The sequence below is a fragment of the Metabacillus idriensis genome (genome assembly GCF_050483325.1).
In the GTDB taxonomy this organism is placed as follows: Bacteria; Bacillota; Bacilli; order Bacillales; family Bacillaceae; genus Bacillus_P; species Bacillus_P idriensis_A.
Genome location: NZ_JBCMYF010000032.1, coordinates 30,328 through 42,972, shown reverse-complemented (window position 1 = coordinate 42,972; position 12,645 = coordinate 30,328). Strand labels below are relative to the sequence as shown.

Below are 12,645 nucleotides of genomic sequence, written 5' to 3'. Positions count from 1 at the left end.
AGCAGGGGGCTGTATCGGTAGAAAACACGATTTTGCGTGTTTCTATTGGTATGGCCTCCTTTTTGGTTTTTATTTTGAGCAAAAGAGGAGCAGTCAGATGATTGAATTAACGGGAAGTTCACTCACAATACAATCCGCAAAAAAGGTTTTATATGAAAAAGCCATGATTCATATTCCTGACTATGTGTGGGATAAGGTAGAAAAGAGCAGAAAAGCGGTTGAAACCATAGTCGCTCAGAAAAAGGTCGTATACGGAATTACAACGGGGTTTGGGAAATTCAGCGATGTGCTGATTGATGCGGAACATGCAGAAGAGCTGCAGATCAATTTGATTCGAAGTCATGCATGCGGTGTCGGAGATCCGTTTCCGGAAGAGGTGTCACGGGGGATGCTTTTGCTTAGGCTTAATGCCTTGCTGAAAGGTTTTTCCGGTGTCCGCAGGGAGGTTTTATCTTTGCTTGTTTCGCTGCTGAATCACGGGATTCATCCCGTTGTGCCGCAGCAGGGTTCACTTGGAGCAAGCGGAGATTTGGCTCCATTGTCTCATATGGCACTTGTTCTTGTCGGTGAAGGGGAGGTTTTTTATCAGGGCCGGCAAATGGAGACCGAAGAAGCCTTTCAGTCAGCGGGACTTCATCCTGTGACGCTGCAGGCTAAAGAGGGTCTTGCTTTAATCAATGGGACACAGGCAATGACGGCAATGGGACTCGTCAATTACATTGAAGCTGAAGCGGTGGCGCTGCAGGCTGACTATATTGCTTCAATGACGATGGAAGGTTTGAGGGGAATCATTGATGCATTTGATGAAGACATTCATATTGCCCGCGGCTACAAAGAGCAAATGGAAGTGGCCGAGCGAATCAGAGGGATTTTAAAAGGCAGCTTTCTGGTAACCCATCAGGGGGAGCTGAGAGTTCAGGATGCTTACTCCTTAAGGTGCATCCCTCAGGTTCATGGGGCGAGTCATCAGGTCCTATCTTATGTGAAAGATAAGCTTGAAATTGAAATGAACGCAGCTACGGATAATCCGCTGATTTTTGATGATGGCAAAAAAGTTTTGTCAGGAGGGAATTTTCACGGTCAGCCGATTGCGTTTGCGATGGATTTTTTGAAGGTGGGCATCGCCGAGCTTGCTAATATTTCTGAACGAAGAATTGAAAGACTGGTCAATCCGCAGCTCAATGATCTGCCGCCGTTCTTGAGTCCAATGCCAGGGCTGCAGTCAGGAGCGATGATCATGCAATATTGTGCAGCTTCGCTTGTCTCTGAAAACAAGACGCTTGCCCACCCTGCCAGTGTGGATTCAATCCCCTCATCAGCAAATCAGGAAGATCACGTCAGCATGGGGACGATTGCCTCAAGGCATGCCTATCAAATCATTCAGAACTGCAGACGTGTGCTTGCCATTGAATTGATTTGTGCAATGGAGGCAGCCGCCTACCGGGGAATTGAGAAGATGTCCGAAACAACAAGAACATTCTATTTTCATGGAAGAACGGTGGTTCCTGCGATTACGAAGGACAGGGTTTTTTCAAAGGATATGGAAGCTGCTGCCGCTTGGCTGAAAAATGCGGATGTAAACAGATTTAAAAAAGATCATAACGATAAAAAGAGGGAAATTTTATCATGAAAGCAAAATTTACAGGAGCAAAACGGGGAACAGAATTAGAGTGCAAAGGATGGGAGCAGGAGGCAGCGCTCCGCATGCTGATGAATAACTTGGATCCAGAGGTTGCAGAAAAACCGGAAGAGCTTATAGTTTACGGAGGCATCGGAAAGGCTGCGAGAAATCAGGAGGCTCTGGACGGCATCGTCAGGTCGTTAAAATCATTGGAGCATGATGAGACGCTCCTCATTCAATCAGGAAAGCCTGTCGGGATATTTAAAACGCATGAACACGCTCCGAGGGTTCTTCTATCAAACTCTGTGCTTGTGCCGAAATGGGCAGATTGGGAAAACTTCCACGAGCTTGATCAAAAAGGCCTTACCATGTATGGACAAATGACGGCGGGAAGCTGGATCTACATCGGAACACAGGGAATTCTTCAAGGAACCTATGAAACGTTCTCTGCAGTTGCAAAGGAGCATTTTGGAGGAAGCTTAAAAGGCACAATCACATTAACGGCCGGCCTTGGCGGCATGGGTGGGGCACAGCCTCTTGCAGTCACGATGAACGGCGGAGTTGTAATTGCGGCTGATGTTGATCAAAGCAGAATTGAGAAGAGACTTGCGACTAAGTATTGTGACAGGCTGACACACTCTTTGGATGAAGCGGTGCAATGGGCAATGGAAGCGAAAGCAGAAGGCAAAGCTCTTTCAATCGGATTAGTGGCTAATGCAGTAGATGTTCTTCATGAAGTGATGGAGAAAAACATCAAGATTGATATCCTTACTGACCAGACATCCGCACATGACCCGTTAAACGGATATTTTCCGCATGGTTTATCAATGGATGAAGCGCTGCAGGTAAAACAGGATCATCCTGACTTGTATATTGAGAAGTCAAAAAAATCAATGGCAGAGCATGTAAGGTGCATGGTGGAGCTGCAAAAGAGAGGAACCATCGTATTTGATTACGGCAATAATATTCGTCAAGTAGCAAAAGATGAAGGAGTAGAAAATGCATTTGCGTTCCCGGGCTTTGTGCCAGCTTACATTCGTCCGCTTTTCTGCGAAGGCAAAGGTCCGTTCAGATGGGCAGCTCTATCTGGAGATCCTGCTGATATCCATCGGACAGATCAGTTAATCAAAGAACTTTTTCCTGAAAATGAAGCTCTGCTGCGCTGGATTGATATGGCACATGAGCATGTTGCTTTTCAAGGTCTGCCGGCTCGTATTTGCTGGCTTGGCTACGGAGAACGGGTGAAGATGGGCCTTGCCATTAATGAGCTGGTGCGTACAGGAGAACTGAAAGCGCCGATCGTCATTGGCCGCGATCACCTTGACTGCGGTTCTGTCGCTTCTCCAAACCGCGAGACAGAGGCGATGAAGGACGGAAGCGATGCGATTGGGGACTGGGCAGTATTAAATGCTTTAGTAAACACATCAGCGGGTGCAAGCTGGGTGTCCTTCCATCATGGCGGCGGAGTTGGAATGGGCTATTCTCTGCATTCAGGAATGGTCGTGGTCGCTGACGGAACGGAAACAGCCAAACGCAAATTAGAAAGAGTTCTCGTATCTGATCCTGGAATGGGCATTATCCGGCATGCAGACGCAGGATACGAAGAGGCGCAGACTTTTGCCAAAGAACACAATGTACGCATTCCAATGCAGGAATAGAGGGAGGTTCTTTTATGAACTATGATCTAATACTTGAAAATATCGGCCAGCTCTTGACGATGGATTATGAAAAAGAAGGTCCTCTCTGCGGCAAGGATATGGATGAACTGATCGTTTTGGAAAACAAGGCCCTTGCGATTGCTGACGGAAGAATTGCTCTTATTGGCTCAAATGAAGAAGCAGCTGAATGGAATGCTGAGAAAAGGATCGATTGTGAAGGAAAGCTTGTTACACCTGGCCTCATTGATCCTCATACTCATTTAGTGTTTGCTGGGTCCCGTGAGCATGAAATGGGACTGAAGCAGCAGGGTGTTCCTTACTTGGAAATCCTGAAACAGGGCGGCGGCATTCTTTCAACTGTTAAAGCAACGCGGGCTGCAAGTGAAGCGGAGCTTTATGAAAAAGCAGCCGGACATCTTGACCGGATGCTCTCATATGGAATGACCACGGTTGAAGCGAAAAGCGGATACGGACTGAACGCAGAAGCAGAGCTGAAGCAGCTTCGGACTGCAAAAAAGTTAAACGCGGAGCATGCTGCTGAAGTTGTTTCAACGTTTTTGGGTGCGCATGCCATACCTTCAGAGCATAAACACCAGCCGGACGTTTTTTTAGAAGAAATGGTTCAGCTGCTGGATGTGATTGAAAAAGAAGAATTAGCCCAATTTGTCGATATCTTTTGTGAAACAGGTGTTTTCTCGATTGAACAGTCCAGAGTGTTTTTATCAAAAGCAAAGCAAAAAGGATTTAAAGTGAAAATCCATGCCGATGAAATTGATCCATTAGGCGGTGCAGAACTTGCTTCTGAGCTTGGCGCCGTCAGTGCCGAGCACTTAGTCGGAACATCAGATGAAGGGATTAAGCAGCTGGCTGAAAAAGGGGTGATTGCCTGCCTGCTGCCTGGCACCTCTTTTTATCTGAACAAACCGGATCATGCCAAAGCAAGAAAGATGCTGGAAGAAGGAGCCGCGGTGACACTTGCGACTGATTTCAATCCCGGCAGCTGTCCGACCGAGAACCTGCAGCTGATTATGTCGTTTGCAGCGGTTATGTATAAAATGACGGTGAAAGAAATTTGGAATGCTGTTACGGTCAATGCAGCATACGCCATCGGATTAGGAGGCGTACGGGGGATCATCGCACCAATGAAACAGGCGGACCTTGTTATTTGGGATGCAGGAAACTATGAATATATCCCCTATCATTTCGGAGTGAATCACGCGGGGACCGTGATTAAGAAAGGTGACATTGTTTTTGAAAAGGGGGATCACCGTGAGCCATCTTCCCTTTCTGTCACATGATGCAAGATTCGTAGACCGCGGGATTTCACGGGCGGGAACGCTCCTTAAAAAAAGGGATCAAGAGATTTGTGAAGGCATCGGGTTAGTTGGAGTTCCACTATCTAAGCCATCAATCAGTCATTCAGGGGCATCGTTTGCTCCTGAAACAATCAGAAAAATGATGAACGCTTTTACCACCTATTCCGTTCAGGACAATACAGATTTAAAAGAAGAGAGAATCATAGACTTTGGCGATATTTCTATGCATATAACAGACCTTTCTGAATCTCACCGGAGAATCGAAACGACAGTGGAGGGAATATTGAGTGAACATCCGCTGATGGTTCCTCTTTTTCTTGGCGGCGATCATTCTGTCACAGCACCGCTTTTCACTGCCTTTCAAAAAGAAAAAGGAAAGGCTGGAATTATTCAGTTCGACGCACACCATGACCTGCGCAACCTTGAAGATGGCGGGCCTTCAAATGGAACACCTTTTAGACAGCTGATCGAAAAAGGTGTGCTGGAAGGAAAACACCTCTATCAGATTGGCATTCGCGACTTTTCTAATGGCAAAGAATATACCGATTTCGGCAAAGAACAAGGCGTTCATATCTTCACGATGCAAGACGTTTATGAAAACGGAATTCTGCAGATTCTGGGGCAAAGCGTGAAAGAGTTATTGAAAGAGGTAGATACAATCTATGTTTCTCTGGATATGGATGTCATGGATCAGGCGTTTGCACCTGGATGTCCGGCAATTGGTCCGGGAGGCATGGATTCCCGCATGCTGATCGAAGCAATCCGGTTTTTAGGAGAAGTACCGTCAGTGAAAGCCTTAGACATTGTTGAAATTGATCCGACGCTTGATTTTCGCGATATGACAAGCCGTTTGGCCGCCCACTCCGTCTTAACTTTTTTACAAGGATACAAGAACCGGGCCTGACATCATTCGCACTTTTCTGAAAAAAAGCTATACTTGAAAGAAAACAGGAGAGTGGTCTTTGAATATGGAAGATAAAATGGTAAAGCTTGCTGTAAATGGAGGCATCAATTTTGGCTCAAAGCTTACAGCCAAACAGCTGATCACGCTTGCTGATTATATGGATGAAGATCAGGAACTCGAACTGACAACCTTCCAGCAGCTCTATATAGACATTCCGGAGAGCAGACTTGAAGAAGCAAAGACAGCTTTTGAAACAGCAGGACTGCATTGGTACCCTGTCGGCAATTATGTAAAGAGTTTACGCACCTGCAGCTTTTGCAAAGGGGCTGAAGAAGAAGGAATGCAGGTAGCTGCCAAACTAAATGAGAGAATCAAAGGAAAGCCTGTTCCTTTTCCATTAAAGGTTGCTTACACTGGCTGTCCGAATGCCTGCGGAGAGCCGCTTGTCAATGATATAGGCGTCATAAAAATGAAAGACACCTATGACCTGTTCATTGGAGGGCGTGCGAAAGGCAAAAATGCACAAATTGGTCATTTATTTTTAGCTAGCCTGCAGCCTGAAGACCTTTATCAAGCCGTTGAAAAAATCATTGCCGTATACGCAGAAAACGGGAAAAAACGCGAGTATTTTGCGAAGTTTTTGAAGAGGTACGGAGTCGGGAGATTAAAGGAAGAGATTATGTAGCATAAACTTCACCTTTTGCACTTCAATCTGGAAAATTGGAGTGCTTCTTTAGTTTTATCTTAAAAGGATTGGGCAAACTGAAATGTGTTCTTATAAGGAATGAGGTATACTTAATGAATACCGTGAACTTTCAAAATTATTAAATTTTAAACTGGAGGAAATAGGAATATGAAACTTGGCGCATTCTCAGTAAGTTTAAGTGTAAAAGACATAAACAAATCAAAAATATTCTACGAAAATCTTGGATTTCAAACCTTGGGAGGCGATATTGCCCAAAACTGGCTCATTATGAAAAATGAAAGCTGCATAATTGGTTTATTCCAAGGGATGTTCGAAAAGAATATTTTGACGTTTAATCCGGGCTGGAATGAAAATGCTGAAAATCTTCAATCGTTTACGGACATTCGTGATCTCCAAAAACAGCTTAAAGCAAAAGGAATTAACATACTGACTGAAGCAGATGAATCAGGCGAAGGGCCAGCAAGTTTTACCATTGAAGATCCTGATGGCAATCCCATTCTTTTAGATCAGCACAGATGAATTAGTGGATGAAGCAACAATCAATGCGAAAACAGCCTTTAGCTTCCAGGAGAGTGATGACAGATGAAAAACTATGAAAATATGGACCCAAGTGAAATAAGGCAGCTTATTCGCAAACAAACGATTACTGGACCAACTGCCGGCATGTCAAAAGGTTTTACACAAGCAAATCTCGTTATTTTAAAAAAAGAATATGCCTTTGACTTTCTGTTGTTCTGTCAGCGAAATCCAAAGCCTTGTCCATTATTAGATGTAACAGAACCTGGTTCTTTCATTCCGGGCAAAATGGCGAAAGATGCTGATATTCGCATGGATATCCCTAAGTATCGTATCTATGAAGATGGTATTTATACGAAAGAAGTAAAAGATATTACAGAGTATTGGGAAGATGATATGGTAGGTTTTTTACTGGGCTGCAGTTTTACATTTGAGACACCGCTAATGGATAGCGGGATTCCAATTCGTCATATTGAAGAAAAGTGTAACGTTCCTATGTATAAAACCAATATTCCATGTGAAAAAGCGGGTATATTTGAAGGTCCTATTGTTGTAAGTATGCGCCCAATGAAGCCTGAAGATGCCATTCGCGCGGTTCAAATCACCACCCGCTTTCCTGCTGTGCATGGGTCACCCATTCATATTGGCGACCCGGGCCAAATTGGCATAACCGATATCTCAAAGCCTGATTTCGGTGATCCAGTAACAATCAAAGAAGGTGAAATACCAGTATTCTGGGCTTGCGGCGTTACCCCTCAAGCTGCAGCCATACAAAGTAAACCTTCAATCATGATTACCCATGCCCCGGGTCATATGTTTATCAGTGATGTAAAAGATGAGAAATTCAGTGTTTTATAAGAATATATAGGTTTTTCTGCTTGGAATCAATTTGTCAGCAGAGCACCATATGCCGTAAATATCAAAGGAGGAAAAAATGGGATGAAAATCATTGTGACCAGTTTATTCGTGCAAGACCAGGACAAGGCACTGGAATTTTATTCAGAAAAGCTGGGTTTTCTAATAAAACATGACGTGCCAATGGGGAAATTCAGATGGATAACCCTTGTTTCTCCCGATGATCAAGACGGTACCGAGCTTTTGCTCGAACCGAATGAACATCCTGCCGCAAAGGAGTATCAAAAGAAGATAACTGCCGATGGTATCCCGGCGACAATGTTTGGCGTTGCGGATATTCGCAAAGAGTACGAACGATTAATGGGAAAAGGCGTGAAGTTTACGATGAAACCGACAAAAACGGGCGAAGTCACAATAGCTGTCTTCGACGATACATGCGGGAACCTTATTCAGTTAGTGCAGAAGTGATGTTATCGTTTAGCAAAAATTAAACAACATCATGTTAACCCTGTCCTATTTTTAGGGCGGGGTTATATATGTCTAATAAATTGGTTATTGCGGAGGAAGGTGGAATCATACATGCGGTATGATTCCTCTTTTTTGGTATTTGCGAAGAAAGGTGGAATCAAACACCCGCTAGGATTCCACTATTTTGGTTTTAACAGAGAAAAGAGGAATCAAACACGGCTATGATTCCACTATTTTGGTATTTGCGAAGAAAGGTGGAATCAAACACCCGCTATGATTCCACTATTTTGGTTTTAACAGAGGAAAGAGGAATCAAACACGGCTATGATTCCCCTATTTTGGTTTTAACAGAGAAAAGAGGAATCAAACAGGGCTATGATTCCACTGTTTTGGTTTTAACAGAGAAAAGAGGAATCAAACACGGCTATGATTCCCCTATTTTGGTTTTTACAGAGAAAAGAGGAATCAAACACCCGCTATGATTCCACAATTTTTGTTTTTACAGAGAAAAGTGGAACCAAACGTATCCGATAATTTTAAATTAGTTCCCTTAAACTCTAACGGTGATTTTCCTTATTAACAATCTTCAGTAAACGTGCGCATTTCTTCAAGAAGGAGAAGTGCTCTTTTTATTGAAATATATGAGGATGAAAGAGAAATAAAAATGACCATACCGTTTAAGAGGGAGAGGATAAAATGGATGTATTCGCAGTCCAATATGACTGGATCCAGCGCACAAGAGAATCACTATTTGCTTATTGTGAAACTTTGTCGCTATCGGATTATGGTAAAGAGCTTGAAACTTTCGGCGGAGATTCTATTCGCAGTCTCCATGCTCATGCAGCCGATTGTTATCGCGTATGGCTGGGGGATCGTGCACTGGGAAAATCGCTTCCAAAAATTAAGCCGGAGTCTATTAACAGCGTACAGGAAATGAGAGAGATTTTTAAGGAAACGGATGGATTGGTACATGAATTTCTGACTGAATTTAAGGGAAAATGGGATCAAACTGTTCAAGTCTCCTTTGCGGGCGGTGATAGCATAAAGATCACTTCATTATGGCTTTTTACACATACTATTACGCATGAGTTTCATCATAAAGGACAAATCGTAAAGATAGGAAGACAGCTCGGGTATATTCCGCCTGATACAGATCTCATTGAAGCTTAATGGACGATTGGCCTCCTCCAAAAGATTTTAAAGGTATCAATCGAGCGAAATTCCTCTATGGTTATGAGCGTTACTTTAAGGACCGGCGGCAGCTGAATTTATTAAATGGAAGCCGGTTATTTAATCTCCAAGCACGCTGCTTTGCTTTTTGATGGAATTGCTGGAGATGATCATTTCATTTAATATCAAGAATATGGGCTGAGAATTCAAATTGTTGAGGCAATAGCCCGTCGAAGGAGGAAGATATGGAAGTTTTTGCAGAATATTTAGCAGGTATCGATAACCCCGGACACCGCGAGCGAACAGAGGAAATTTCGGCTTGGGTGGCTAATAAATATCCGAATTTAGAAGCGCAAATCAAGTGGAATACGCCAATGTTTACCGATCACGGCACATTTATTATCGGCTATTCCACAGCGAAGCATCATTTGAGCGTTTCACCCGAAGAAGCAGCCATGACACATTTTGCCGATGACATTGCAAAAGCTGGCTACAGCGCTACTAAAGGCTTGTTTCGAATTAAGTGGAATGAGCCGGTAAATTACGAATTGCTTGAGAAAATAATTGATTTTAATATTCAGGATAAAGCAGAATATCCGAATTTTTGGCGGAAATAATACATCCCGGCTTATCAAAAAACGCATGACGCGGAAAAAATGTCATGCGTTTTTGCATCTCAATTACCCGCCCGAAAACATCCAAAGCACCGGTCAAGGATGATGAGAGCAAGAAGCTGTTAGCTGCTCAACTTATTCTTCCTTAAAAAGCTCCTCCAAAAACCGGTCCCGATTCTCCAGAAAATACTTTGTAATCTGATAATGATCTGTATCCTTATAATCGATTTCGGCAATGCGCTCCGAATCAAAGCTGACTATATTTGCCCCGGGAAATCCAAGCAAAATAGGAGAATGTGTGGCAATAATGAATTGTGTGTCACCGTCTTTTGTTAAATCATGAATGATGCGCAGCAGGGTCAGCTGTCTTGACGGGGATAGAGCGGCCTCAGGCTCATCAAGTAAATAGACGGCTTTATTGCCGAAACGATTGAGAAAAAGAGATAAAAAGGATTCGCCATGTGACTGATGATGGAGCGATTTTCCGCCATATGATCCAAATACATCACCTGATAACGGGTCTTCATTCAGTTCCTCAAGATACGATGCAAACTGATAAAAGGACTCGGCTCTAAGGAAAAAACCATTTTTGATTTTTGGCATCCAGGCAAGCCTGATATACATCCCTAAATCAGATTGAGAGCTCCTCGTTTCGTAAAGATGATGGCTGCCGCCGGCTGTATTAAACCCGCACTGATAGGCAATTGCCTCCATCAATGTGGATTTGCCGGATCCATTTTCTCCGACAAAAAAAGTAACGGGGCTTTTAATCTTCAGTTCATCCAGGTTTGAAATGGCCGGAATGGAAAAAGGATATGTTTTAAACGAAGGAACTTCTTCTTTTTTTAACTTGATTGATTTTAAGAACATGTTTATCACCTGTTCTCAGTTTAGCAGGAATGTCCGATTAAAGTCATAATTTAAACGGACATTTTATAAATTGGGTGACAGCATAAACGAATGTAATCCGCTGTTTTATCGGCAATGATCTCTTTATCGCCGTCCATGGAAGCGACATGATAGGAGTTAGTTAGACTGATGATTTGTTTCATTGGTGATGAGACTTTTTCATAAAGGGCATCGGAGCTGTCCGGAGGGACGACGTGATCTTCTTCGGATTTAAAAATGAGCGCCGGACATGAGACATTTGAAAGCTTTGGCTTTACAAGTTTTATAAGGTTAAGGAGATTGTGGACGGCTGTAATCGGGACAGCCGAGTAAGTGATTTCTTTAATTCCTTCTGCTTTTATATCCGGTTTTCCTTCAGGGATGTACCTTGGTTCTGACTGGTTTTCAAAAGACTCATATCCAGGCACGCTTAAAGCAGCGTTGATTGTAATCACACCGCTTATTTCTTTATATTTGCAAGCCAAATGCACAGCAAGGATTCCGCCCATTGATTGCCCTGCAATAAATACGTTGCGGCAGATTTTTTTCAGCTTTAAATAAGCCTGTTCAACGTCTTTGATCCAATCTGTATAACAGCAGGATTCAAGCTCGAGAATATTCGTTCCGTGACCTTTAAGACGCGGAGCAAGGACAGTAAAGCCTTTGTCTGCCAGCAGCTTTCCGAGTTCTCCCACACTTTGCGGTGTTCCGACAAATCCGTGGCAAAGCAGAATGCCAATCTCATTTCCTTTATAAAAAAAGCTCTCAGCACCTGGCAATACGGAGTCCATTGTTTTCGTCATTTTCCCATCCTCCAATTCAACAATCATATAAGAAAAGCCCGCTCTTCCTGGTAATAAAGAGCGGGCTTTTCTTTATCATCCAAAGCGCAGAGCTTTGCTGGTGGAAGCACCATTCCTTTTGGCGGTTGCTGTGAAGTCGCGGAGCCAGATCTCTCATTCACTCTTGATAATTTATTTAATTCTTATTGGTTTAGTTGGTTTTAATGATCGTATCATGATGCGCTTTTAACTGTCAATAGATTCCTGAAGCATTTGTCTTCACAAAAGACAAAAACTGGAGTAAAATACTTATATTCCAATCAGACAGGTGGGATTTAAGTGAACACCATTCCTAAACCTCTTGTTTTAACGAATCAATGGTTTATTGTTTTATCTGTTGCAGCCGCTTGGATGACAGGGTCCGGCTGGTTTCTTCTATTACCTCTAACAGCAGGATTAATGGGGCTTCTTTTTAAATTTAACCCTATTATGAAGACGGCAAAGCTCTTTTTGAGAAAAAAACCTTCAGAATATCTACCAGAGGATTTTGATCAGCAGCAGTTTAATCAGCTTATTGCAGTGATCTGTCTCAGCCTTGGTTTTCTTGGCTATATGATGAGCTGGATGACTCTGGCATATATCTTTACCGTGATGGTCGCGCTTGCTGCATTTGTTGCCATTCTGGGCTTTTGTGTTGGCTGCTTTATTCGTTTTCAGTGGCAGCAATATCGATACCGCAGGCTTTCTAAGCAGTCATAATTTTTCTGAAAAAATTGTTGACTTTCTGAAAATACCAGCGTAAAGTAGGACTCACATCGAAAATATGAAACTTCTTATCACGAGAGGTGGAGGGATTTGGCCCTTTGAAACCTCGGCAGCAGACTCTCATGAGAACTGTGCCAACTCCAACAAGCGTGATTTCGCTTGAGAGATAAGAAGAGTGAACGGTCTTTTACCTACGATCTTACCCTCTTCTTGGCTTTCAGGAGGAGGTTTTTTGTTTTTAAAAAAATGAATAGATTTCTTATCCAGAGAAGCGGAGGGACTGGCCTGATGATGCTTCGGCAGCGGACTTTTTAAAAAGTACTGTGCCAATTCCAGCAGGCGAAAGCCTGGGAGATAAGAAGAGATCAAGTGATTCTTTATG

Annotated in this window: 14 protein-coding genes and 3 riboswitches; of the genes, 12 read left to right on the top strand and 2 right to left on the bottom strand. The window is 43.2% G+C overall.

The window, feature by feature from the left end; genetic code table 11:
- The first annotated feature begins 97 nt into the window (after positions 1–97).
- The 11 genes from hutH (at position 98) to ABEQ24_RS18070 (ending at position 9,831) form a co-directional block, all read left to right on the top strand.
- Positions 98–1,630 carry a histidine ammonia-lyase gene (gene hutH / locus ABEQ24_RS18120; RefSeq protein WP_430008107.1) on the top strand — a complete coding sequence of 511 codons (1,533 nt, stop codon included), beginning with the start codon at positions 98–100 and terminating at the stop codon, positions 1,628–1,630.
- Positions 1,627–3,279, top strand: coding sequence for a urocanate hydratase (gene hutU / locus ABEQ24_RS18115; protein WP_430008106.1), 1,653 nt, complete (start codon positions 1,627–1,629; stop codon positions 3,277–3,279). The genes hutH and hutU overlap by 4 nt, the downstream gene beginning before the upstream one ends.
- A gap of 14 nt (positions 3,280–3,293) precedes the next feature.
- The gene (gene hutI / locus ABEQ24_RS18110; RefSeq protein ID WP_430008105.1) at positions 3,294–4,577 is read left to right on the top strand and encodes an imidazolonepropionase; all 1,284 of its coding nucleotides are present in this window, start codon (positions 3,294–3,296) and stop codon (positions 4,575–4,577) included.
- Complete coding sequence (gene hutG, locus ABEQ24_RS18105; RefSeq protein WP_430008104.1) at positions 4,549–5,499, top strand: formimidoylglutamase; 951 nt, start codon at positions 4,549–4,551, stop codon at positions 5,497–5,499. The genes hutI and hutG overlap by 29 nt, the downstream gene beginning before the upstream one ends.
- Before the next feature lie 58 nt (positions 5,500–5,557).
- Complete coding sequence (locus tag ABEQ24_RS18100; RefSeq protein ID WP_430008103.1) at positions 5,558–6,184, top strand: nitrite reductase; 627 nt, start codon at positions 5,558–5,560, stop codon at positions 6,182–6,184.
- Positions 6,185–6,352: 168 nt separating this feature from the next.
- Positions 6,353–6,724, top strand: coding sequence for a VOC family protein (locus tag ABEQ24_RS18095; RefSeq protein ID WP_430008102.1), 372 nt, complete (start codon positions 6,353–6,355; stop codon positions 6,722–6,724).
- Positions 6,725–6,787: 63 nt separating this feature from the next.
- Positions 6,788–7,579, top strand: a complete 792-nt coding sequence (locus ABEQ24_RS18090; protein WP_430008101.1) for a putative hydro-lyase — start codon at positions 6,788–6,790, stop codon at positions 7,577–7,579.
- Positions 7,580–7,660: 81 nt separating this feature from the next.
- On the top strand, positions 7,661–8,044 hold the full coding sequence (locus ABEQ24_RS18085; RefSeq protein WP_430008100.1) for a VOC family protein: 384 nt from the start codon (positions 7,661–7,663) through the stop codon (positions 8,042–8,044).
- A gap of 221 nt (positions 8,045–8,265) precedes the next feature.
- Positions 8,266–8,526 carry a hypothetical protein gene (locus tag ABEQ24_RS18080; protein ID WP_430008099.1) on the top strand — a complete coding sequence of 87 codons (261 nt, stop codon included), beginning with the start codon at positions 8,266–8,268 and terminating at the stop codon, positions 8,524–8,526.
- 214 nt (positions 8,527–8,740) lie between these two features.
- Complete coding sequence (locus ABEQ24_RS18075) at positions 8,741–9,214, top strand: DinB family protein (protein ID WP_430008098.1); 474 nt, start codon at positions 8,741–8,743, stop codon at positions 9,212–9,214.
- A gap of 245 nt (positions 9,215–9,459) precedes the next feature.
- Complete coding sequence (locus ABEQ24_RS18070; RefSeq protein ID WP_430008097.1) at positions 9,460–9,831, top strand: iron chaperone; 372 nt, start codon at positions 9,460–9,462, stop codon at positions 9,829–9,831.
- 132 nt (positions 9,832–9,963) lie between these two features.
- Here the strand turns inward: ABEQ24_RS18070 and ABEQ24_RS18065 are convergent, their stop codons facing one another.
- Both ABEQ24_RS18065 and ABEQ24_RS18060 read right to left on the bottom strand, forming a co-directional pair.
- Positions 9,964–10,698: an AAA family ATPase gene (locus ABEQ24_RS18065; RefSeq protein ID WP_430008096.1), complete on the bottom strand. Its 735-nt coding sequence runs from the start codon at positions 10,696–10,698 to the stop codon at positions 9,964–9,966.
- A 50-nt stretch (positions 10,699–10,748) separates the two neighbouring features.
- Positions 10,749–11,519: an alpha/beta hydrolase gene (locus tag ABEQ24_RS18060; RefSeq protein WP_430008095.1), complete on the bottom strand. Its 771-nt coding sequence runs from the start codon at positions 11,517–11,519 to the stop codon at positions 10,749–10,751.
- Between the two features lie 69 nt (positions 11,520–11,588).
- A riboswitch (SAM riboswitch) is annotated at positions 11,589–11,692 on the bottom strand.
- Between the two features lie 145 nt (positions 11,693–11,837).
- Here ABEQ24_RS18060 and ABEQ24_RS18055 point away from each other — a divergent pair.
- Positions 11,838–12,257, top strand: coding sequence for a DUF4395 domain-containing protein (locus tag ABEQ24_RS18055; RefSeq protein WP_430008094.1), 420 nt, complete (start codon positions 11,838–11,840; stop codon positions 12,255–12,257).
- A 71-nt stretch (positions 12,258–12,328) separates the two neighbouring features.
- A riboswitch (SAM riboswitch) is annotated at positions 12,329–12,436 on the top strand.
- An 83-nt stretch (positions 12,437–12,519) separates the two neighbouring features.
- A riboswitch (SAM riboswitch) is annotated at positions 12,520–12,624 on the top strand.
- Positions 12,625–12,645: the final 21 nt, after the last annotated feature.

What these genes read in the sequence shown, in the direction of transcription:
- ABEQ24_RS18060 (WP_430008095.1), bottom strand. Translation starts at nt 11,519, where the DNA reads ATGACGAAAACAATGGACTCCGTATTGCCAGGTGCTGAGAGCTTTTTT.
- hutI (WP_430008105.1), top strand. Translation starts at nt 3,294, where the DNA reads ATGAACTATGATCTAATACTTGAAAATATCGGCCAGCTCTTGACGATG.
- hutU (WP_430008106.1), top strand. Translation starts at nt 1,627, where the DNA reads ATGAAAGCAAAATTTACAGGAGCAAAACGGGGAACAGAATTAGAGTGC.
- ABEQ24_RS18070 (WP_430008097.1), top strand. Translation starts at nt 9,460, where the DNA reads ATGGAAGTTTTTGCAGAATATTTAGCAGGTATCGATAACCCCGGACAC.
- ABEQ24_RS18075 (WP_430008098.1), top strand. Translation starts at nt 8,741, where the DNA reads ATGGATGTATTCGCAGTCCAATATGACTGGATCCAGCGCACAAGAGAA.
- ABEQ24_RS18095 (WP_430008102.1), top strand. Translation starts at nt 6,353, where the DNA reads ATGAAACTTGGCGCATTCTCAGTAAGTTTAAGTGTAAAAGACATAAAC.
- ABEQ24_RS18065 (WP_430008096.1), bottom strand. Translation starts at nt 10,698, where the DNA reads ATGTTCTTAAAATCAATCAAGTTAAAAAAAGAAGAAGTTCCTTCGTTT.
- hutH (WP_430008107.1), top strand. Translation starts at nt 98, where the DNA reads ATGATTGAATTAACGGGAAGTTCACTCACAATACAATCCGCAAAAAAG.
- ABEQ24_RS18090 (WP_430008101.1), top strand. Translation starts at nt 6,788, where the DNA reads ATGAAAAACTATGAAAATATGGACCCAAGTGAAATAAGGCAGCTTATT.
- ABEQ24_RS18080 (WP_430008099.1), top strand. Translation starts at nt 8,266, where the DNA reads ATGATTCCACTATTTTGGTATTTGCGAAGAAAGGTGGAATCAAACACC.
- ABEQ24_RS18085 (WP_430008100.1), top strand. Translation starts at nt 7,661, where the DNA reads ATGAAAATCATTGTGACCAGTTTATTCGTGCAAGACCAGGACAAGGCA.